Below are 20,772 nucleotides of genomic sequence, written 5' to 3' on the forward strand. Positions count from 1 at the left end.
GCAGTCTGTTTTAATTTTACGCGACCTCTGCCACTTCCCAAGGTGAAAGAAAAACACGCTTCTTTACTTTCATGTATAATGGAACTTAACAATCTGAAAATAAGGGGTGTTAGGATGAATCGTGAACAATTAATCACACTCGTTTCAGAAAAACTGAAATTAATCCGTACAGAAAAAGCTTTCACACAGGATCAAATGAGTGATTTACTAGGATTATCAAAAAAAACACTTGTCCAAATTGAAAAGGGCCGTATACTAGCTGGTTGGACAACTACTGTTACAGTTTGCACATTGTGTAGAGACAGTACGATTTTACAGCATGAGCTTGGTGGTGATCCATTAGAGGTTGTAGATTTAATCGCAAATAATGGAACATTGCAGCCAAAAGAGAAAACAATGGGTGGATACATATGGTGGAAAAACATTCAGGAGTATGGTGGTTTTCGACTACAGCAAAACGTCATCAGTCAGCATTATCGCATTTTAGACAGCAATAATTTTCGCCTCATTTCAACATTTGATGAACAAATAGCTAAGCAAGCATGGGAAAAACTACAGATATAATTTTTAAGTCAAACAGTAGGAGCATTGCAATTTGCTTCTGCTGTTACGTTTCAAGCATTTCCCTCCTCTCATCACCCATCTTCTCTAGACAAATGAATAAAGCTATAAAAACATCCTTCATATGATAAACATAGTAGTAAGAGAATTGTTTCTTTAAAAATTCTATGAAAAAAGCTAGGAGAAGCTAGAAAAGTCGAAACTTGTAGAATAATTCTCTATACTTAAGGGTAAAGCTGTACTATTAGAAAGGATGCTCGTAAATGAACCGTATACTAGCAATTAGTGACATACATGGAGAATTAGGGCTACTGGAAGAATTATTATTAAAAGCAAACTATGACCCAATGAACGACCAGCTTTTTCTTCTTGGTGATTATATTGATAGAGGGCCCTCTTCTAGTGGTGTGTTAAATTTAGTGAGTGAATTACAGACAAAAGGTGCACGAGTTTTACTAGGCAATCATGAGGCGATCATGCTCAATGCATGCCGTTCAGGTCTTGCTAAGCCATGGAACCATTGGGTAGGGCTTTGTGGTGGTGAGGCAACATTAGCAAGCTATGGCTATCAGTTGGCAGACTTTGAGGAAGCCATCCAAAGTAATACTCTGCCTAGCTTTATTAAAACGCTCCCTAAGCTTGAAGAACATTTACAGTTAATCGAGACATTTGAAATATATATTGAGTTAGAGGATGCTATTTTCGTCCACGGTGGCGTTGTGCCAGGTGCTGCAATAGCCGAAACTGACCCCATGCGCTTACTTTGGATTCGTGAGGAATTCCACGCAGGCTATCAAGGGGAAAAAACAGTAATCTTTGGCCATACCCCTACGTATAACCTGCATCATGATCCAACCGATTATCGTGTTTATTTCGGAGAAAATAATATTATTGGCATTGATGGTGGAGCTGTGTTTGGCGGACAGTTACATGCATTCGAGTGGCCTAGCCGCCAAATCATTTCTGTCAACAATAAAAAACCAACAAGTGACGAGTAAACTTGTTGGTTTTTATTTTCGTAATTGTTTTCGCACAACTTTATTTTTTTCAGGGCAATTTTTGAAAAATTAATATAACTTAAAAATAACTCCTACTAGCGAGTACACAATAACAGTTGTGAATAGTATAGTCATATGGAATAGGGAAAAAACAAACATTTTGGTAGCCCATTTCACTTGATCTGTATTACTATGATAACCGTAAATACTCATCACTAGCCAAGCAACACTTAAGATCAATGCCACAAGCATGATGCCTACACTTAGCGAGCCAAATAAAAAGCTTGATAGAATCAATAGTATTAAATAGAAATTGGTTTGATAATACGTTCGACGCATCCCTTTGATAACTGGTAGCATGGGTACACTGGCTGCTTCATAGTCTACACGTTTGCGAATGGCAATAGCATAAAAGTGAGGCATTTGCCAAATGACCATAACAAAAAATAAACCAAGTATCGCTGGGTGTGTAATATCTGTAGATACAGCAGACCAACCTATTAATGGTGGCACCGCACCACTAATACTACCGATTTCTGTATTATATATCGTACGACGCTTTGTCCACATTGTATAAGGGACTACATATAGGAAAACGCCTAATAATCCAAATGCCGCTGCTAAAGGTGAAGCAAGTGCCAGCACAGCTACGCCAATAATTAACATTACAACAGCTAATGATAACGTCGATTTTGCTGACATTTCACCTGTTACAGTTGGTCTGCTTTGTGTACGAGGCATAATTGCATCAATATCACGATCATAGACATTATTAAAGGCCCCCGCAGCTCCAATGACAAGGGCGGAACCGATTGTTGAAAAAATAATTTCTGGTATATTGTCTACAAATGTCATTTTATTTTTGTACATGCCTAGCGTTAAACCAGCCCACATAGGTATTAAATTGGATTTGATAATCCCTGTCTTGACGGTTTGCGCTAAAATAGAAGAACGTGATGACTTCCCTCTTGTTTTTTCGGAGGATAGTGGTTTATGCTCCGTTTTCAGATTTTGTTCCATTCAGCTTAATTCCTTTTCTCCATAATTTCTACACGCTTTCATCGATAGAAAGCGACAAAATTTGCATCTAGCACATCAAATTATTATTTTACCCCTTTTAGTTCTGTTCTGTCTCTCTTTTCACATAAAGTACATGTTTTTCATCTAACAAAGCACGTTCATTCACAACATCTACTATGATACCACCGACTGACGTGAATTTGAACCTTCTTGCCTCGATTCTTCCAAACACTATTGGAGAAAAATAATTTGAATTACGATAGCCAAAAAAACCGAGACAAATTTTTGCCTCGGATTTCCTTTTATTGAATTTCTTCCTGTAGTTGCTGCGCTAAAAATGCTACTAGATCACGTAGATTATCAGGTGTTACACCATGTCCATCTGGGTATTGTTTAAATGTCACCGTGGCACCAAATTGTTCAAAGATCTCCTTGCTTTCCATTCCCCATTGAGAAGGTATTACATAATCATAATCACCGTGCGAAATAAAAGCATGTAAATGTTCTACAGAACGAATAGCATACTCCTCCGTCACAAACTTTGGCGTATAGCCACTTAATGCAACAATACCCGTCACTAAATTCCCCATCACAAAGGCAAGTGATTGTGCTAAAACCGCACCTTGGCTAAAGCCTAAAACAAATACTTTATGAGGATCGATTTGATATTCTTCGATAGCCTCTAATATAAATCGTTGCAATGCAATCAACACTTTATCGAAGATTGCACGATCTGGTTGCCCCACCTCTTGAATGGTAAAAAAAGCATAGCCGGGATGTTGCGTAATTGGCCCTCGTAAGCTAAATATATGACATTGCTCTTGAAAATCCTGCACTAATTGTGGTAAATCATCTTCATGGCTGCCCATGCCATGAAGCAAAAAAATAGCAGGGTACTTCTTCGTAGGGTCCATATTTGTTGGTTGTGTATGGTTAAAAGTAAATGGTGTATTCATTTAATCAAATTCCTTTCGCGTGAAGCTTTGTAACAAAATTAGTGTAATTTTGTTTTATTAATTAATCCATCTGTATGGTAGGCAATATAGCCATTGACAATTCGTATCGTTTCTTGTGGATCTGCATCAAAGAGTATTTTTGATTGCTCTGGCGTGGATACAAGCACGGTTAATAAATCCATACGCATGGAATGCCCAGCAGAGCTATAGGCATAGTCATAAATAATCGCTTCCTCTGTCATGCCTTCTGTCTCATATTGCTTATGGAATAAATTCTTTGCAGCATCCAATTGCTCTGCCACTTGTTGACGAATTCGCATCTGATGCATTAATAATTCCTCTTCAAGAGCTGATGGCTTTAGCCACTCCTTAGCTTGAAGCATATTTAGAAATTCCTGCTCCCAAGCCTGTTCATTCTCAGTAAAATAAAGCATATTAATCATCAACATGTCCCAAAAGTCCATAGATGTTGCGGCTGATTGTCGCTGCATAGTAATTGTTTCTTTAAAATGCTCTTCCACTTTTGTAATATTCATATTGCGAACTAAATGATTACATACGTTTTCTATAAACTTATTTGCCGCTTCTTGTGCCATAAAAAATCCGTCCTTTATATCTACAAATCATTTTCTTTCTTATCATACCATGATTGTGAAATATGGCAACGAACCCCGCTCACTTGATTTTTAAGTAAAAAGGATGACTCCATATACTTTGGAGACATCCAATTATCTTATGAGAAAACATAGCTATCCATATTGTCGATTGTATTTTGAATAGCAGCTTTCAACGATTTTTGCTCTTCACCACAAGAAGCTAGCGCATCCTCCAATGTCAGTGCAGCATTCGCTATAAATGGAGCCATTTGCAAATCTTTTGCCAATTGAATAAGTACGAGGGCTCTATTCCATTTCCAACGAGGATTTGTTGGATCTAGCTGAATCGCTTGCTCCAAATAACCGAGCGCATCAAATGGCATCCAACCAAAACGATGCATCGTCTGCCCTGTGATCCCCCAGTAGACAGCCTTGTTTGGGTTTTCCTTTACTGCTTGCTGAAAACAGTGAACACTTTCATTGTAATGATGTGCGAATAAGAACAGCTCTCCTTGTGTAAAAAAGGATTGCGCTTTGTCAGCTGATGTTCCAGTTTTTGCGACTTCCTCCAATTGCTGAATACGCTTCGCAAATGCCTCTTCATCTTTTATTGCTCGTATTTCTACAACTAGATCTGATTCTGGATAGCTTTCATCAGCTCGTTCCACATGCTGTACTTCGATATGAGCAGTTGGCTTTGGATAACGATCAAATTCATATTCTTCTAATAATCGAATATATTTTTGTGCCAATACTTTGTCCTCTTCGTTTGTCACCTGCTTCGCTAATTCATAGCATTTCATCAGTTCACCATTATAAAAATAATCATCCATTGACATTCAGAATTCCTCCAGTGTACAACTATTCAGTATTTTTAGTATACACTACAAAAACAAAAGAGACCGTATCTAAATAATTATGATACAGTCTCTTCCTTTTCTATTTATTTAACACAACCGTATTTAAGAACGTTCGTAAATCTTCTTCTTTAAGAGCTCCTACAAAGCGATTTACCTCTTTACCATCTTCGAAACGAATGAATGTTGGTGTAGCTTCAATATTATATTTTTCCCATAAATCATCGTATTCATAGACATTCAATTGAGCAATATCAACACCAAGCTCATCGGCAATTGGCATTAATACTGGTGTAAATGCTTGACAGTGTACACAGATTGGACTGAAGAAGTAAGCATTAACCGGTTCACCCGCTTTAATTTTAGCTTCTAGTTCGTCTGGTAACATAATGTTTTGATAGTTTTCATCATCCAATTGATCAATTGTTTCTTGTTTTAGCTTTTTATCGCCATAAGGGTTATTTGCACTTTCTAATTTACTTTTGTTTGAGACGTTGGTAAGCACAATAATTGCTGCAAATAAAACAACAATCACTGAACCAATAATTAATAATTTTTTCACTAAAGTAGTGACCTCCTTTTTTACACTAAAAGCCCTAGTTTTAGTGCATTCGCGATTGATTATAAATTGTTTTGAAAACCTAGTAAACTAATTCGCCTTTAAATGAAGATATTTCACATTTATAACATAATTTCAAGTATATTTGGGAACATACATAGTGAGAGTTCATGCAAATTTGAATGTGGGGTGATTATGATGAAAAACTCGTTCCAGCATGTTTTTCAAATTTATACAAAAGATATCCGTAATATTGTCACAAACTGGGTCGTAGCTGTCATTATAGGTGGACTAATTTTTCTTCCATCTCTTTATGCCTGGCTAAATATTTATGCCTCCATGGACCCTTACGCTCACACCTCTAATATGAAAATCGCGATTGTCAATGAAGATACGGGAACCACTGTAAGAGATGAAGCAATTAATGTCGGGGATGAAGTAATTGAGACTTTACGTACGAATAAAAGCTTTACTTGGAAGCTCGAAACAGAGAAAAAAGCTAAGGAACAATTAAAAAATGGTGATTACTTTGCAGTCATAATCATTCCAAATGATTTTTCGCAAAAACTAACCTCTATTTTAACCGACCAACCAACGAAGGCCCATATTGATTATTATGTAAATGAAAAAAAGAATCCTATTGCCCCTAAAATTACAAGTAAAGGAGCGAGCGTACTTACACAGCAGGTTTCGAATGAATTTGTATCCACCGTCAATGGGACACTTTTTTCTATTTTTAATACAATTGGAATTGAAATGGAACGTGACATCCCTGATTTCCGCAAATTCGAAAATTATGTTTTTACTATCGAACAGCATTTACCTGATATTAATTCATTTTTAACGCAAGCCTCTACTCAAGGAAAAGAGGCAAATCAATTACTTAATCAGGCACTGACACAAGTTCCACAGGTGGAACAACTAACAACAGATGGTTTAACTACCATTCAAAGGGGTTTACATTTAGTGAATGAAGCAGATGCTTTATTTAATGAACTATCCCCTATCATCAAAAAGGATGTCACAACTGTTCAAAATATTGCCCAACATTTTACAGAGATCATCAATAAGCTCAATCGTATAAATTTTGACCCTGCCTCCATTACGCAAACGAAAGAGGCACTTAAAAATCAATTGTCAACTTCTAAAGACAACATAAACAAGAGTATTCAAACGCTTGAGGCACTGCAAAAATTAATTCAGGCAGATGCTTCGACTCGTAAGCAATTAGAAGACTCTTTAACAACCATTATTGGTTCTTTACAGGAAAGTAATGCAGAAGCGAATCAACCAATCATCGAACAGCTTACAGCCATTCGCGAAGCTTTGGAACATCCTCCAAACTTCATTGATTCTACGTCAAATGCGCTTAACTCATTACAACAATTACAGACTCTACATGACGATTTACTAAATAAAGTGGATCAATTAAAGCCAATTGATAAAGATGTTATCAAGCAAGACATTACAGCTATTCAGCAAATCGCACAAAATGCTACAGCTAATTTACAAAAATTCTTATCCTATTATAACGAAAGTCTAGAGCCACAAATTCGTTCTACCCTTACCAGTGCGAAGCAAACTTTAACTAACGCTTCTACCATGTTGACAAATGTAAAACAATTCATACCTCAGGCAACAGATAAATTGACACAGGCCAAAAACACGCTAGGAACAGCAAATCAAGCTATTCAAAAAATACAAACTGAATTTCCAACTTTAAGTGCTAAAATCAAAGAATTAGCGAATAAGCTACGAACTTTAGAAGAAGAAGCGGATCTAGCAGAGATTGTGCAATTACTAAAAAATGATGTCAACGCCGAACGTGATTTCTTTGAGGAGCCTATTAAATTAAAGGAACATCGCGTATTCCCTATTGCGAACTATGGAACAGCCATGACACCGTTTTACACAGTACTATCTATTTGGGTAGGCTGTTTACTGTTAATTTCATTATTGTCTGTGAATCTCCATGGAGATACATCTTATAGTATTCGAGAAATTTACTTTGGTCGACTCTTAACATTTGCAACTTTCTCGTTTATTCAAACTCTCATTATTACCATTGGAGATATTTTCTTAGTAGACGGCTCCATTCAAGCACCTGCCTACTTTATCTTATTTGGACTTTTTATTAGTCTCGTATTTGTAACGGTTGTCTATACACTCGTATCCGTCTTCGGTAATGTAGGAAAAGCATTAGCGATTGTGATGCTTGTGTTACAAATTGCAGGCTCTGGTGGAACCTATCCAGTCGAGTTATTGCCGAGGTTCTTCCAAATAATCAACCCTTTTTTACCATTTACGTATGCGATTGAAATGATGCGTGAAGCTGTCGGCGGAATTATTTGGTCAACAGTCTGGATGGACCTCATCTTCCTATTTGGTTTCTGGTTCATTTTTATCCTGTTCGGATTCTTCTTAAAAAAATTATTGAGCGAGAAAATGGAACATTTCATGAACAAAACACGTGGATTAGATATATTTCACTGATTTTCAACGAGGCGTCTGTAAATGTTTATGAAAACGATGTTATAATGGAAGTATTGTAAACATGTAGGAGGCGCTATTTTTGAAGAAATCGATTACTATTTTTGTTGTATTGGCGTTACTGTTATTAAGTGCTTGTGGAGATAAAAACAGTGCTGAAACCTCTCCTAAAGCAAATGACGCTTCACATGAAGGTCATGACCATGCAGAGGCATCTGGTGATATCCAAGAAGAAACGGCTTCTGCTGACGTCCTACCAACCTTTTTAGAGGGCAAACAAGAAAATATACGCTTAGTCTATCAAATCGCTGGACAATCAACAGAGATTCTCGAATGGATGCCATGCTATTGCGGCTGTGGGGAATCTGCTGGCCATAAAAGTAATTTAAATTGCTTTATTCAGGAAAAACGTGAGGATGGTTCGATTGTTTGGGATGATCATGGGACGCGTTGTTTAGTGTGCTTAGAGATTGCTGTCCAATCAGCACAACTGCACAAGGAAGGCAAGAGCTTAAAAGAAATTCGTCAGTTCATTGATGACACGTATAAAGAGGGCTATGCAAAACCAACACCAACGGACATGCCTGCATAAAAAAGCAAAGTCGCACATTCGCGACTTTGCTTTTATTGTTTCAGTTGATTTTTCTTTCGTTTACGAAGGATGATATACAGGATAACTGCAATGACAAGGATGAGCCCAACAAATTCTGCAATTAAAACATAGGATATTTCACCTTTTTTAGCTACTTTCCCGTCTTCCTTATCAGCATTTTGATTTATGGCTACAACAAATTGCCCTTCTTTTGTTTCAATCGCAGCGTCTGTCTGTGAATTTGTCTCTTTCAAGTGAGCATAAAAGTTACCTTTTACAGAGGCATTTTCTAATGAATGAATCCATAATAAAGGCTCTTTAAGCTGCCAGAAATTTTTCGTTATGAACACATATTGGCCTATTGCCTCAGGTAAAAACCCTTGTGAGATAAGCTGCTCAGATGTGTGAGGGATTTTTGAGGATTGCTTGGCAAGCCATGTTAGCTGTTCCATTTCTCCCATAAAAATGACTGCATGCCCTTGTAAAGCTTCCTCTGTCACATTTTTATCCTTCATCAGCGAGGTTTTTGCCATGTTACCATTCGTCATTAACGATTTATAAAGTGATACCATAGTTGTATCGTCAATTCCTCCATTATCAGGTATAACGATTAACGTATTTTCATGAAAAGCATTAGGAAAATCACGTAAGGTAAACGTTGGTTCAGCATCATCTTTTGTAATCGATAATGTGCTATCACTATCAATGTAAATCCAATAGCGTTCATTGGTTGTTTGGCAAGGATCCTCTAGTTGAAAGCCTGTCACTTCAAACTGAATATCGGTCATTGAAAGTTTGTTGAGCACATTTGTTTGGATCGGTATAATGGCCTCATACATATCTGTTGTAGTCTGTTCTAATTTTCGTAAATCTACTGCATGTGGAACATTATTGATATACGCGATCAATTCTAATTTTCGATCCTCATCCTCTTTACTGTCAGGTATTGTTGCTGATTTTTTAACGATCAAGCGCATAAAAGCTTCCTTGTTTGCCTCTAACTTTGGCAACGACACATAATAATGAGGTGTCATTGTCGCTTGGCTGGATAAAAGTCGATCCTCAAAGCCAAATTGCTTAAATGAAATCGTCGTATCAGATGACTCTTCTATTTTAGGAACATCGTTAATCGCTAATGTATCACCAATTAATTGCTCGAATAAGGTTGCTTCGGTTAAAAAAGATAATCGTTCCTCAATAGCTTGGCCATTTGAAGAGGTTACAGCTAAAAGAGGTACTTTTCGATTCGAATTTTTATTCAGTAGCTCCTGCATCGTAAGTGTCATAGTATCTTGCTCAACGCTTATGTTTGCTAACATCTTTTTTAATAGGCTTGTACTAAATTCCTTTTTTGCCCCTACAATGATAATAGGACCTCTTATCTTATTAATAGCATCTTCACGCTCAATCTGTACATCTGTGTCACCATGTTCGGATAAAAAGGCAGCGAGCTGATATGCACTGTTTAAAGTGGCCTCAGAGGTCTGCTTTGGTACAATAACCGTCGTAGCATATCCCTCATAGCCTAAAAACGCAGCAGGATAGCTATTTAATGACCAAGCATCACTTTCCTCACTAAATGCTGATATAGACGATAGTATTTCAATACGTAGCCAATTACCTGCGTTGCCAGGAGGCACACAAATTCCTTCCTTAAGAATTCCATAAAAACTAGCTGTGATTTTATGAGAACCCTTTAGTAGTGCTTCTTTTGGAAGGTTAACGGTAACAGTCTGTTTTAATGAATCTGCTTTCAATGGAACTGTTTTAATTGCTACATCATCCACTTTCACTGTGAAGGAGGATGGTGCTATAAGTAGCTCAGAATGCTGGATTTGAAATGTCACTTGCTGGTTATTGGATGGGACATCCTCGTTTAGATTGTAATAAAAATCTCTTGACGAAGAAGGTCCCAGTAATTCGATTGGCTGTGCTAGTAAGGGCTTTTTCTGCTGTTGATTGCCTTCTATTACAATTGTGTTGTCATCTACGGTAATGGTAGCTGCAACTGCATTGTTAGCAAAACTAAAAAAACCAATACAAAATAAGCACAAATAGAAGAATTTGGTTCTCATTATTCTGCTCCTTTATCTGATTGCTTGGAAAAACGCTCTGTTTTATACCATTGAACTTCTTGACCAGTAAACATGCGCTTTATTTCTAATAGTAATGACCAAACGACTAGCACAATCCACATTTGAGAATAGGTAAAATACATAAGTATGACATAAAAGAAATTTTTCCGATTCATTTCTGTTTTTTCAATACTTAAGGTTATCATTACTTCACCTAGAAACAGTAAGAAGGCTAAAACCCATAAAACAAGGGCAATGTCGCCAACGGTCAATCCAATATCATAAAATAAATTAATAATAAATAGGGCATTGGATAAAATGACACCAAAGAAAAATAAAAAATACGTAAAAAAGAAATAAAATAAATCAAACATGATACTTTTTCTTTTTAGTGTGAAGAATTGACTTAAAAACTTCAGCACTACATATTGATTACCTCTTGCCCATCTAGTGCGCTGTTTCCACCATACTTTTAAGGTTTCTGGTTCTTGCTCCCACGTAATGGCTTTTGGGAAAAAACGAATATGGTAGCCTAAATTGTAAACACGGATGGTTAGCTCTGTATCTTCAGCCAATGCTTTTACATCCCAACCGCCTAATTGCTCCAAAACTGTCCGTCGGATTGCAAAATTGGTACCAGGTATAGTTGCCACCTTAAACCATTTCCAACGCCCGCCTTGGGCCATCCACTGGAAACAAATCGTTTCGATATTAATAAAACGAGTTAACCATGTTTCTGCCGCATTAATAACGCGAAATTTCCCCACAGTGGCAGCCGCTTTTGAATCATTCATGAGACCCATCACTAAATACCAAACGGCCATCCGTTCAGGTGTATTATCAGCATCATAAACAACAACGATATCCCCTGTGGAATCAGCTAGTGCCGAATTGAGGGCAGAGGATTTCCCCTTCCCTTTGTTTGGCTCTACTGTTTCAATGACACGAATAAATGGGAACTTTTCTGCGTACCGCGCTGCAATAGCACCAGTTTCATCTGAAGAATTATCATTAATGACAATTACCTCTAGTTGATCTTTCGGATAATATAGTCGTGACATGGCTCGTAGTGTTTGTTCAATCACAAGTGCTTCATTGTGCGCTGGTATAAAGACACTGACTGAGGGAACCTTGTCCATTTTTTTAGCCCAGTCATCAATTGGCTTTTCAAAAGTACGAAAGTGTAAGTAACCACCCTCCATTAAAAACATATGATATAGCAGCATGATCCAAATGAGGAAAAGTGATATAAAAAATAAGGTATTAGCCATTTGTTTTCCTCTCCTCAAATAATCTCTTACGTAAGGTAATACGTAAACGCAAGGTACTAATAAAAAATAATGTGACAAACAGCGAAACAATCAAGACAAGCGCCCATAAAATTATTTCAAATGGTCGTTCATCAAATAATATTTTTAAACGTTCGATTTTTGTAAATGCTAATTGTATTGTTTGTTCACCATTTTCATGTTGCTTAATCGAAACATTTTTGGATATTACTTGTTGCTTCGTCTGTCTGAGATTAAGTAGTTCAATTTGTGGATGTTCGCTTAAATAAGCGGCAATCTCCTGAACATAGGAAGCATTAAAATAGGCAGGATATTGAATACCGATGATAGAACTAGGAACTTTTAATAAAAGGTTTATCTTTTGTTTTACTGGATAGAAAGAATATGTTTCTATATCTGCCATAGATCCCGCTGTAATCGGATAAATTGTATGGTTATCTTCGCTTTGTGTTATAAATAATTGCTGACTGTCCTGCTGGATACTACTGGTAAAAAGGAAGCTATCCCCCTGACTTATAGTAGGATAGATTTTACGTAGCACTAAATACTCAAGGTTTTTTTCAGTTGAATTAGAAGAAGAAAGGATAAATACATAACCTTCCTTTTGTAATTTTTGTAGATAACTTAATAGTTTTTTATTTTCGTGCAAATAGTAGGATCTTTTATCGCTTTCATCTACTACAATAGGTGTCACTTCAAGTGCAATCGGTAATTTTTTTGCTGAAAACTCCAGCACGAGCTTTTTTAACTTTTGCATATCTGTCTTCATATTAATATCTGATAAAACAATAAAAGCGGGATGTGTCTGAGGCTTTGCTATTTGCAAAAGCTCCCCCATGATCGCTGGCCACTGATATTGCAATGTATCTTTATTAATAAAATCACCTATAAAAGACCAATTATTTTTTTTGACGATAAAAGGGTATGTCTTATTTAAAGAGGTAGCTCTCTCTACTATGTCAAAATCCCGTGATGGTATTACACTTTTCCATTTTATGGGATTATTTAATACTTCTCCCCCAATAGCTCGAAGTTCAACTATGGGGCCCTCCTTCCATTTTGAAAAAGGAGCAAACTGAAATGCATTTTCACCAATCAAAATGGCTGATCCTGAGAATTGATTTATTGCAGACAAGGCATTTGGAGGAATTCTAGTTGGATAGTTATTCATAACAACAAGGCGTTTATAAGATTGAAGCATCTGTTCGTTTACATCTTCTATGGATAAAACATCTACTGACGTAAAATTTTCAAGCATGTCTTGTAATGCCAATACATCGATAGTCGGCTGCTTGGAACTTGTGACATAAATCAATGCAGTGTCCCTATTTTTTTCGGCTGCTAGTACAGAGTCACATATAGTGAACGTATAAAAACAAAGCAATCCAATGGCGATCCAAAAGCTATAATTAGAGCGCATTTGTTTTCATCTCTCTTTCCAGATCCGATAAAATTTCATCGAACGTCGACTCCGTTAGTGGAAGATACGTATAGAAACTAGTTTTATAATTTAGTGTTACCCATTTTCCGTTTAACAATTGATGGTTTTTTAAGGCTTGGTCTAGTTTATTATAAATAACTTCCATATACTGGTCTGTTGTATCAATTAATAATAACCCAATATGATTTTCGCGAAACCGAAATTTTTTATCTGTTTGTCTAACCGTTTGATGTATCCTTTGAGAAAGTTGTTGCCATAAGTGTTGTACTTCTTTAGCCCCGTAAAGCTTTTGAAATTGATCATAATTTTCAAGTTTTAAAATGATAAAGACAAAAGTGTGCTTATGCCTATCTGCTCTACGCATCTCTTCATTCACAGTTATTCGCATACGTGTTTCATTATCAAACCCTGTTTCCACATCAATTGCTACATAGTTTCTAACATCTTCTTGTAATTTTTTTATGTAGCTTGCCTGTTCAGTCATTAATTCATGCACTTTTCCTGCACAAAGTATGAGTAGTAATAGTACGATGCCATAAAGGAAGAAAAACTGCATGGAAAATGAAGGGTTTAGAAATGTCATTGTTCCCGTTATTCCCGTATAGAGTAATGTTGAACCTGTAATAAAAATAAAGATGAGACTGCTAATAAGCCCAAATACCATGCCTCTCCAAAGAGTAAGCACTATTAAAAGCATTAAAAACAAGTAAAGTAAATAACCTTCTGCATCCTGACGCAATAAAAAATAGGCAGGTATTTGTAATAGTAAGATTAAAATTGACCCATATATCAAAATTGCTCTATTTCTATTCATTGTTAATCGCATTTTCTACCTCCCTTTCTGCTAATAGTGGTAGTAAATTATCAAAACTATGCGTTGATTGTGTATTTTTTTCAACATAACCTGTAGTAGGATCTTTTAGCGATAACATTTTCTCAATGAACATCTGTGCTTTTTGCTGCTCTTCTAAAACGAGCATATATCGAGCTGCCATTGCATACACAGCAGGAGACTCATAGCTCACGGTTGGTTGATTCGTTTGTGCATTATAACGCCCATATAATTTCCCGTCTCTTTTCAACAGATTTAACAGCCAGCGTTTAAAAGGTTCAGTATCTCCATCAATAGAAGCCATATGATAGGCTACATATAATTGATCAATCATGTGCAGTTCTTCATCAAATCTATAACTTTTAGAGGGAATATCATAATACTTTGGATAGAATCCTTCTTCAGCGAGAGGGGCATTTTGTAAAATAGTTAACTGATCTTGGACTTGCTGTCGAGACAATAATCCATGTTTTTCCATTGTATAAAAAGCGGAAGGCATTAGATAACTCATTGTCAATGTGTTGGCTTGTGCATGGCTTGAAACATCTACATAATCCACAAATAACCCTTCGTTCATTCCATGTAGGATCAAATTTTCGCCAAATTTTTTTCCTAGTTGGACATACGTTGATTCATGCCACTTTTCACCTGCTTCTAGTAAAACACGGATGATTCGCAAATCATCAATTAGTGCATTAACTGTGGCTTTTTTTGTGCCTTCTAGTCGCCAGACAATAAAGTCGCTTTTTAAAAAGTAGGATTTCAGAACATTGACCTGGGCATCGAAACGAGCACGATCGCCTTTTTCTAATAAGTAAGCAAGCCATAGTCCTACTGATTCCGATAAAAATAAATCTTTCTGGCTTGTTAAATCCGTGCTTATTAACCCTTCATCATTCAGTAAATTTTGAATAACAAATTGTTCTGTTGGTGAAAGGGGTTCTTTTTGTAGAGCTACTTCTTTACCTGTACAACTTATTGAAATAAGAACGACACTAACTATTAACAGTAACCATCTCAAATTTTTTTTCATAGTCATCATCCTAATTAAAAGTTATTTACCCATAACGAATTCCCGATTTTTAATTATAGTATACAACAAATGGAATGGCTAAGTTTTTATATGAGTAATGTCACACATAATCTAGCCCTAAAATAAAAAAGATGCCCAATGAAGGTCTATAGACCCATTAGACATCTACATTTATTCAATCTAACCCAATTTCTTTGTATATATTTCTCTTGAAAGCAAAATTGTTATTACAATGAATGGAATAAACATACCAATTGTTTCAATTTTAATTTGCGTTATTTAACAAGCTTCAAAATGGTTTTAAAATGTTCATGATCTGCACGTTGTAGTAGCTCATACAAGATCATTTCGGTGCTAGTTGGGTAAATACCCAGCGCATGCATCTTTGTAAGCCCAATTTCTTTATTTGCCTTTGTTCGAGAAGATACTGCATCTACAACAACCTCTACTTCAAATCCTTGTTCTTTCAGGTGTCTAGCCGATTGGTACACACAAATATGTGTTTCAATACCTGTCACAATGAATTGAGTACGTCCATTTTCCTTCATAGCCTCTACAAATGCCTCTTCTTGGCACGCACTAAAGGCAATTTTAGGAATCGGTTGCCCTTCTAAATGCTGAGCAATCTCAAGAGCCGTTCCGCCTAAACGACTTGGATTTTGTTCTAGCCATAAAATAGGTACTTCCAGTGCCTGCATTGCTTGTACGAGCTTTGCCACATTTTCAATTACCATTTCACTGTCATCTACAATTGTTGCTAACTTTCCTTGCACATCTACAACTACTAAACAAGCTTTCTCTACTGTAAACATCCTGAACACCTCTTTTTCTTTTCTTTATAATACTATACAAAAACCTGCTTATCTCTCGTAAAGTAATAAGGAGTTTTCTCTAACAATCGATTTTAATGGTTTTGCTTTAGCCTGTAGGTTTCACACTCCCAAGAAGGAAATACCTGTAAATTAAAACACGAACATTATCGTTTTTATGGTAATAAAAAATATTTAATATACGGAAAATATCACTTAATTTCAATAATAACTTTCTATTTGTTCGTTTTTAATGAAAAATACCTGCTTAAATGTGTACATTTTGTTGCGAGTCTGTCTCCATTCTGCTCAAATATTAAGAATTTTATTTTTTCTCTTGAAAATTAGGTTATAATCCAGTAAAGTTCTGTTATTAACCAAACAAGGAGTGTACCACTTTGACACAACGTGCATACAATTTCAACGCAGGTCCATCTGCTCTACCACAAGAAGTATTAGAAAATGCTCAACAGCAATTAGTAAACTTCCGTGATTCAGGTATGTCCATTATGGAAATGAGTCACCGTAGTGCCATTTTTGATGAAGTACATAACGAAGCCATTACTTTATTAAAAAAACTTTATGCTATTCCTGAAAACTATGAGGTACTATTCTTACAGGGTGGAGCAAGCCTTCAGTTTACAATGGTGCCTATGAACTTCTTAACAACTGAGCAAAAAGCTAGCTATGTATTATCAGGCTCATGGTCTGAGAAAGCTTTTAAGGAAGCTAAATTATTTGGGACACCTGTTGAAGCTGCAAGCACAAAAGAAAACCAATACCGCAATATTCCTGCTTTAGAAGATATTCAATTCAATGAAGATGATGCATATGTTCACATCACATCCAATAATACGATATATGGTACGCAATGGAAAAACTACCCTGATACAGGAAATGTTCCATTAGTGGCAGATATGTCAAGTGACATCCTATCAAAACCAGTTGATATTGAAAAGTTCGGAATCATCTATGCTGGTGCTCAAAAAAACCTTGGTCCTTCAGGTGTAACGGTCGTAATTATTCGCAAAGATTTACTTGAAAAAGCCAATAAAAATATTCCGACGATGCTAAAGTATACAACACATGCTGATAGTAATTCACTTTATAATACACCTCCAACATTTGGGATCTATATGCTAGGCGAGGTGTTAAAATGGGTTGAAGCTAAAGGCGGCGTAGCAGAAATTGAGAAACACAATGAATTAAAGGCAAAAGTCATTTATGATGCCATTGACAATAGTAATGGTTTCTACAAAGGCCATGCCACACCAGAAAGCCGTTCTTTAATGAACATTACATTCCGTGTTGCAGATGAGGAGCTGGAAAAATTATTCCTTGTAGAGGCAAAGGCAGCAGGTTTTGTTGGGCTAAATGGACATCGTTCTGTAGGTGGTTGTCGTGCTTCCACTTATAATGCAGTGCCCCTTGAGGCATGTGAAGCTTTAAGAGATTTCATGGTAGATTTCCAACAAAAACATCAATAAACTTCTATTTAAAAGATGAATCTTTACAGAAATGTAAAGATTCATCTTTTTTTCGCGCTTGTAGAAGGAAATAAGAAATCTATCCCCATACCATTAGCTTGATTAGATGTTTATAGCAATATCTCAGCTTAGGGCTTTACACATTGCAAAAGTTTTTGAGAAAAATATAGATTTTTAAGCAGCCTATCGGACATATCGCCAGCCTCTAGCTATGCACCAAACATAGATTATTACTGTAAGGGTTACCCTTACGAAACTAGAGGAAGGGAGGTCTAGACAATGGAAGATAAAAGATATATGTCACATATGAACTGGCAAGGCTGTAAATGTCCTAAAAAAGAGGAAAAATGCTGTCAACGTAAAGTTGAAAAATGTCATTGCCAAAAAGAGGAAAAATGTCATTGTAAAAAAGAAGAAAAATGTACACCAAGAATGAGCAGCAACTGTAGAGGCTGTATTTGTCACCAATTAAGAAAATTAGAGCTAGCTACTACACTAGATATCTTCTTATCTGGAGGTATTAGCTTCTTAGGTGTGACTTTCATTTCCTTCGATCCAAGAAATTGCTGTGCATACTTCCTTGAGCCAGGTGCAGCAGCTGCTTCTCCTTTAATCGTAGATTGCAATAAAATTGTTGCGATTCGTCGAGTGGCAGTAGCTTAATCCTTTTAGAGGGTAGCCTTCTATTGGCACCCTCTTCTTACATAGAAAAAAACTCTGTCAACATTTAATGTGACAGAGTGTCATGCTTACAATCAGGACATTTACCATATATTTCAAACTTATGATTTTCAATTTCATAATCAGGCAATTTTTCACCTAACATTTCCATTGGACAAAGATTAAGCTCTTTGACGTTGCCACAGTCCATACAGATAAAATGATGGTGATGATGCGCAGATTCACAGTGCATACGGAAATTACGTTCCCCGGATAGCTCTGTTTCTTCTAATATCCCAAGTTTCACAAAAGTAGCAAGGTTACGATAAATAGTATCAAAACTCATTCCCGGAAAATCTTTTTTTAAAACATCCAATAAATCACGGGCTGTTAGATATTTATCTGTTGCTGCAAACATATCTAATATTAACTCCCGTTTATCTGTTTTTTTATAGCCATTTTCCTTTAATATTTCCCACGCTCTTGAAATATTCATTGCGCTACCTCCCCCTGCTTTGCAGCCATTTTAAGTGCTACTTTCTTCCCTAGGATTACAAGTAACAAAATCAGAATAGAAGTGACAACAATCGTGCCTCCTGGCGCTAAATCCATATAAAATGCGCTAATTAGACCAATTAGTACAGCTGTTTCTCCAAAAACAATGGCAAAAATGATGGTTTGTTTAAAGCCCTTTGCCAAGCGCATTGCTGCTGCAACAGGCAATGTCATCAGAGATGATACAAGTAAAATACCAACTATGCGCATACTTGCCGCAATGACAAGTGCTGTTACAATCATAAATAAAAGATGAACCCAACGAGCCGGAAGTCCACTAGCTTTTGCATATTCCTCATCAAAAGACAAAACAAATAATTCTTTAAAAAATAAAAACAAAAAGATAATCACAATGGCAGCAATGCCAATCACTACCCATAAGTCTTGACGAGATACAGCAGAAACCGAGCCGAATAAATAACTCATTAAATCTGTGCTAAAACCACTGGCAAGTGAAATAAAGATGGCGCTAATCCCAATACCACCTGACATGATAATTGGAATGGCAAGCTCCTCATAGTGCTTATACAAACGTCTTAAACGCTCAATCAAGACAGAGCCACTCACAGAGGCTAGTATTCCTAGATAAATAGGATTGAGCATTGCTAAGGCTGTCACTGATTGACTAATGTATAAGCTCCCAGCAATTCCTGCAAGTGTTACATGCGACAAAGCATCCGCAATCAAGGATAGCCTACGTACAACAATAAACACACCCAGCAGGGGCGCAAGTATGCCAATTAATAATCCAGAGAAAAAGGCATTTTGTAAAAATTCATAATGTAAAATTGCTTCAATCATATGCCTGCTCCTTCTAATGAATCTTTCTCACGGAATGGCCATACCAAGCGTCTAGCGCATCCTGAGAAATATTATCAAATTCATTTTTATAGCCGTGGAAGTGAATAGTTTGATTCAAACATGCCACATGGCTGATACGATTCGATACCGTATCGACATCGTGTGTGACAAGAATCATCGTAATTCCTTGTTCCCGATTTAATTTCGCCAGCATATCATAAAATGACTGCACATTCTCATGATCAATGCCGACAGTTGGCTCATCTAAAATGAGCAATTTGGGATTACTGACTAAAGCTCTTGCAATAAAAACACGTTGTTGTTGTCCACCAGATAGTTCTCCAATGTTGCGATTCATATAAGCATCCATGCCAACTGCCTTTAAAGCTTCTTGAACTTTGTCTTTGGCATCTCGGCCAGGTCTTTTAAAAAGCCCTAATTTTTTCGTTAATCCACTTTTCACGACCTCTTGCACGGTTGCCGGGAAGCCAGAATTAAAGGCATTGGATTTTTGCGAGACATAGCCAATCCATTCACGGTGCTTAAAATTTGCACTTGGTTCACCAAATAATTTTATTTCTCCGGATAAAGGTTTCAGCAAACCTAAAATAATTTTTAATAATGTTGATTTTCCCGAACCATTTGGGCCGAGAAGTGCTAAAAAATCTCCCTCTTCTACACGAAAAGAAATGTTTTTTAAAACTTGCGTATAGTCATATTGAAATGACACATTTTCAATGTCAATAAGTGTTGTTTTCATGCATGATCGCTTCTTTCTAATTCAAAATCATTACGATTTACAAATTGTAAGTATAAAGGAAAGTGCAGTTTTTGTAAAGAAAAGAAGATGGATGCTTTTTCGAATAGCTGATTGCAAGTGTATAAATGATTTCGTGAAAATTAATGAGATAAAGGAGGATTGACTTTGAGTATTCAATTTTTACAGCAATTAGCACAAAGCACGGATAAGGAAATTGTCGCGATTGCTCGTGAAGAAGGCTTTAGCATTACGACTTCTGAAGTAAAAAAACTTCGACCTTATTTGGAGCAATTCTCATTTTCTTGGCTATTTTTAGGGATTCCTAAAGATATTCTTGTTGAAGTGGAGGCCGTTTTAGGAAGAAAGCGCTCTCGTCAACTCATCGCCTTGTTTACAAAATA

At 36.5% G+C, this 20,772-nt stretch carries 21 protein-coding genes; 7 read left to right on the forward strand and 14 right to left on the reverse strand.

Translation table 11 applies throughout. The features are described from left to right. Positions 1–114: 114 nt before the first annotated feature. Complete coding sequence (locus AC1RFD_RS09830) at positions 115–564, forward strand: helix-turn-helix transcriptional regulator (RefSeq protein WP_009370152.1); 450 nt, start codon at positions 115–117, stop codon at positions 562–564. A gap of 260 nt (positions 565–824) precedes the next feature. Beyond that, a complete protein-coding gene (locus AC1RFD_RS09835) occupies positions 825–1,559 on the forward strand; it encodes a metallophosphoesterase (protein ID WP_416141850.1) in 735 nt (244 codons plus the stop codon). 69 nt (positions 1,560–1,628) lie between these two features. Here the strand turns inward: AC1RFD_RS09835 and cyoE are convergent, their stop codons facing one another. The 5 genes from cyoE to AC1RFD_RS09860 all read right to left on the reverse strand — a co-directional run bounded on the left by cyoE (position 1,629) and on the right by AC1RFD_RS09860 (position 5,550). Then, positions 1,629–2,579 (reverse strand): heme o synthase, encoded by a 951-nt coding sequence (gene cyoE, locus AC1RFD_RS09840; protein ID WP_048392234.1) that lies wholly within the window; start codon positions 2,577–2,579, stop codon positions 1,629–1,631. A gap of 302 nt (positions 2,580–2,881) precedes the next feature. Continuing rightward, positions 2,882–3,535 carry an alpha/beta hydrolase gene (locus AC1RFD_RS09845; protein ID WP_066036432.1) on the reverse strand — a complete coding sequence of 218 codons (654 nt, stop codon included), beginning with the start codon at positions 3,533–3,535 and terminating at the stop codon, positions 2,882–2,884. 38 nt (positions 3,536–3,573) lie between these two features. Next, the gene (locus AC1RFD_RS09850) at positions 3,574–4,131 is read right to left on the reverse strand and encodes a hypothetical protein (RefSeq protein WP_066036433.1); all 558 of its coding nucleotides are present in this window, start codon (positions 4,129–4,131) and stop codon (positions 3,574–3,576) included. 137 nt (positions 4,132–4,268) lie between these two features. Continuing rightward, positions 4,269–4,970, reverse strand: coding sequence for a tetratricopeptide repeat protein (locus AC1RFD_RS09855; RefSeq protein ID WP_416141851.1), 702 nt, complete (start codon positions 4,968–4,970; stop codon positions 4,269–4,271). Between the two features lie 100 nt (positions 4,971–5,070). After that, the gene (locus AC1RFD_RS09860) at positions 5,071–5,550 is read right to left on the reverse strand and encodes a thioredoxin family protein (protein WP_048392230.1); all 480 of its coding nucleotides are present in this window, start codon (positions 5,548–5,550) and stop codon (positions 5,071–5,073) included. A 195-nt stretch (positions 5,551–5,745) separates the two neighbouring features. On the opposite strand from AC1RFD_RS09860, the gene AC1RFD_RS09865 reads away from it, so the two are divergent. Beyond that, positions 5,746–8,040 (forward strand): YhgE/Pip family protein, encoded by a 2,295-nt coding sequence (locus tag AC1RFD_RS09865; protein ID WP_492474864.1) that lies wholly within the window; start codon positions 5,746–5,748, stop codon positions 8,038–8,040. Positions 8,041–8,119: 79 nt separating this feature from the next. Beyond that, positions 8,120–8,629 (forward strand): PCYCGC motif-containing (lipo)protein, encoded by a 510-nt coding sequence (locus AC1RFD_RS09870; protein ID WP_048392228.1) that lies wholly within the window; start codon positions 8,120–8,122, stop codon positions 8,627–8,629. Positions 8,630–8,661: 32 nt separating this feature from the next. On the opposite strand, the gene AC1RFD_RS09875 is transcribed toward AC1RFD_RS09870, so the two are convergent. From AC1RFD_RS09875 to AC1RFD_RS09900, 6 genes are all read right to left on the reverse strand, one after another. Further along, positions 8,662–10,704, reverse strand: coding sequence for a cellulose biosynthesis cyclic di-GMP-binding regulatory protein BcsB (locus tag AC1RFD_RS09875; protein ID WP_492474865.1), 2,043 nt, complete (start codon positions 10,702–10,704; stop codon positions 8,662–8,664). Next, positions 10,704–11,975, reverse strand: a complete 1,272-nt coding sequence (locus AC1RFD_RS09880; protein WP_048392227.1) for a glycosyltransferase family 2 protein — start codon at positions 11,973–11,975, stop codon at positions 10,704–10,706. The genes AC1RFD_RS09875 and AC1RFD_RS09880 overlap by 1 nt, the downstream gene beginning before the upstream one ends. After that, a complete protein-coding gene (locus tag AC1RFD_RS09885) occupies positions 11,968–13,413 on the reverse strand; it encodes a hypothetical protein (protein ID WP_492474866.1) in 1,446 nt (481 codons plus the stop codon). Before AC1RFD_RS09885 ends, AC1RFD_RS09880 begins: the two co-directional genes overlap by 8 nt. Continuing rightward, the gene (locus AC1RFD_RS09890) at positions 13,403–14,260 is read right to left on the reverse strand and encodes a diguanylate cyclase domain-containing protein (RefSeq protein ID WP_328024332.1); all 858 of its coding nucleotides are present in this window, start codon (positions 14,258–14,260) and stop codon (positions 13,403–13,405) included. The genes AC1RFD_RS09885 and AC1RFD_RS09890 overlap by 11 nt, the downstream gene beginning before the upstream one ends. Next, positions 14,241–15,299 carry a hypothetical protein gene (locus tag AC1RFD_RS09895; protein ID WP_313870104.1) on the reverse strand — a complete coding sequence of 353 codons (1,059 nt, stop codon included), beginning with the start codon at positions 15,297–15,299 and terminating at the stop codon, positions 14,241–14,243. Before AC1RFD_RS09895 ends, AC1RFD_RS09890 begins: the two co-directional genes overlap by 20 nt. Before the next feature lie 275 nt (positions 15,300–15,574). After that, entirely contained in the window at positions 15,575–16,111 is a 537-nt protein-coding gene (locus AC1RFD_RS09900; protein ID WP_103118442.1) for a hydrolase, read from the reverse strand. Positions 16,112–16,506: 395 nt separating this feature from the next. Here AC1RFD_RS09900 and serC point away from each other — a divergent pair, with 395 nt between their 5' ends. Then, positions 16,507–17,595, forward strand: a complete 1,089-nt coding sequence (gene serC, locus AC1RFD_RS09905; RefSeq protein ID WP_054548539.1) for a 3-phosphoserine/phosphohydroxythreonine transaminase — start codon at positions 16,507–16,509, stop codon at positions 17,593–17,595. Positions 17,596–17,874: 279 nt separating this feature from the next. Further along, complete coding sequence (locus tag AC1RFD_RS09910) at positions 17,875–18,258, forward strand: hypothetical protein (protein ID WP_048392221.1); 384 nt, start codon at positions 17,875–17,877, stop codon at positions 18,256–18,258. Positions 18,259–18,322: 64 nt separating this feature from the next. On the opposite strand, the gene AC1RFD_RS09915 is transcribed toward AC1RFD_RS09910, so the two are convergent. From AC1RFD_RS09915 to AC1RFD_RS09925, 3 genes are read right to left on the reverse strand one after another with little or no spacing between them, the layout of a single operon-like run. After that, a complete protein-coding gene (locus AC1RFD_RS09915; RefSeq protein ID WP_048392220.1) occupies positions 18,323–18,751 on the reverse strand; it encodes a Fur family transcriptional regulator in 429 nt (142 codons plus the stop codon). Further along, a complete protein-coding gene (locus tag AC1RFD_RS09920) occupies positions 18,748–19,611 on the reverse strand; it encodes a metal ABC transporter permease (protein ID WP_048392219.1) in 864 nt (287 codons plus the stop codon). Before AC1RFD_RS09920 ends, AC1RFD_RS09915 begins: the two co-directional genes overlap by 4 nt. Positions 19,612–19,624: 13 nt before the next feature. Further along, positions 19,625–20,371: a metal ABC transporter ATP-binding protein gene (locus AC1RFD_RS09925; protein WP_048392218.1), complete on the reverse strand. Its 747-nt coding sequence runs from the start codon at positions 20,369–20,371 to the stop codon at positions 19,625–19,627. A gap of 165 nt (positions 20,372–20,536) precedes the next feature. On the opposite strand from AC1RFD_RS09925, the gene AC1RFD_RS09930 reads away from it, so the two are divergent. Further along, positions 20,537–20,772, forward strand: a 236-nt coding sequence (locus AC1RFD_RS09930; protein ID WP_004227236.1) for a Nif11 family protein, incomplete at its 3' end; no start/stop codon positions are given.

The organism is Lysinibacillus sp. GW823-FHT02G10 (genome assembly GCF_058797135.1).